The 1,566-nt window shown below is 75.8% G+C and carries 1 protein-coding gene; it reads left to right on the top strand.

What is annotated here, in order from left to right; genetic code table 11:
• A partial coding sequence (locus FOE67_RS25360) for an ABC transporter substrate-binding protein (protein WP_438874309.1) occupies positions 1-1,498 on the top strand: 1,498 nt, incomplete at its 5' end.
• Positions 1,499-1,566: the final 68 nt, after the last annotated feature.

Below are 1,566 nucleotides of genomic sequence, written 5' to 3'. Positions count from 1 at the left end.
CCGCCACCCGGCCGCCGCCCTGCTCCTCATACCCCTGCTCGCCGGCTGCTTCGCCGGGGACGGCTCCCCGACGACCGACGGCCCCGACGCCGTCGAGGGCTCCGGTGACGCCCGCCTGCGCGTCGCCCTCGCCTTCCCGCCCACCGAGAACCTCTCCCCGCACGGCGCCGACGCCACCCTCCTCAGCCGCCTCGGCGTCACCGAGGGCCTCACCGCCCTCGACGAACAGGGCGTCGCCGCCCCCGCCCTCGCCGAGTCCTGGACCACCGAGGACGAGCTGAACACCGTCTTCACCCTGCGCGAGGCCCTCTTCCACACCGGCGCCCCGGTCACCGCCGACGCCGTGGTCGAGGCCCTGGAACAGGCCGTCACCGCCGAACCCCCGCCCGCCGCCCTCTCCGGCGTCGAGCTCACCGCCGAGGCGATCGGCGACCGCGAGGTGCGGATCACCACCACCGATCCCGACCCGATCCTCCCCCAGCGCCTGGCCGCCCCCCACCTGGCGATCCTCGCCCCCGGCGCCTACGAGGAGGACACCGCCGACCCGATCGGCCACGGCACCGGTCCCTTCGTCCTCACCTCCGTCACCGGCTCCGAACACGCCTCCCTGGACCGCTTCGAGGACCACTGGGACGGCCCCGCCGCCGCCTCCGGCATCGAGGCCCGCTTCATCGCCGACGGCCTGGCCCGCGGCAACGCTCTGCGCAGCGGCGAGGTCGACATCGCCGAGGCGCTCCCGGTCTCCGCCGCCGCCACGGTGGAGGAGGGCGTCCTGCGCGAGACCCCCACCGCCCGCACCACCTCCCTGCTGCTCAACACCGCATCCGGGGTCCTCACCGACCCCGAACTGCGCGCCGCGATCCGCGAGGCGGTCGACACCACCGCCCTCGCCGAGGGCGTGTACGAGGGCTACGCGGACCCGGGCGAGGGCGTCTTCGGCCCCGCCGTCATCGGCGACGGCGAGCGCCCCGAGCCGGTGAACCGCGCGGAGCCCGCCGACGCGGACGCGATCGACGGCACCGCCATCACCATCGCCACCTACGACAACCGGCCCGAACTCCCCGAGGTCGCCCAGGTGGTGCAGCAACAACTGGAGGCCGCCGGCTTCACCGTCACCCTGGAGGTCCGCGAGTACTCGCGGATCGAGAGCGACGCCCTCGCCGGCGAGTTCGACGTGTTCGTCGCCGCCCGCAACACCCTCCTCGACACCGGGGACCCCCTCGGCGTCCTGACCAGCGATTACACCTGCGACGGCGGCTACAACCCCGCCCTGCTGTGCGACAGCGGGGTGGACGGGGCCGTCGCCGACGCCGCCGTGATCGCCGACCCCGACGAGCGCCGCGAGGCGATCCTCGCCGCCGAGGCCGCCGTGCTCGGCACCGACGCCGTCGTGCCGCTGGTGCACCAGCGCATCCTGCACGGCGTGGACCCGGCGGTCGAGGACGTGATCCTCGATCCCCGGGAGCGCGCCCTCGTCGGCCGCGACACCCGCCGCTGACCGGACCGCCCCCCGTGACCGACGCCGACGCCCCCCGCCGGGACGGGAAGCGGGACGCGGCCCGGGGT

It is taken from the genome of Streptomyces calidiresistens, assembly GCF_014141525.1.
GTDB lineage: Bacteria > Actinomycetota > Actinomycetes > Streptomycetales > Streptomycetaceae > Streptomyces > Streptomyces calidiresistens.
The sequence above is the reverse complement of the archived record's forward strand: the minus strand, read 5'-3'. Positions and strand labels throughout refer to the sequence as shown.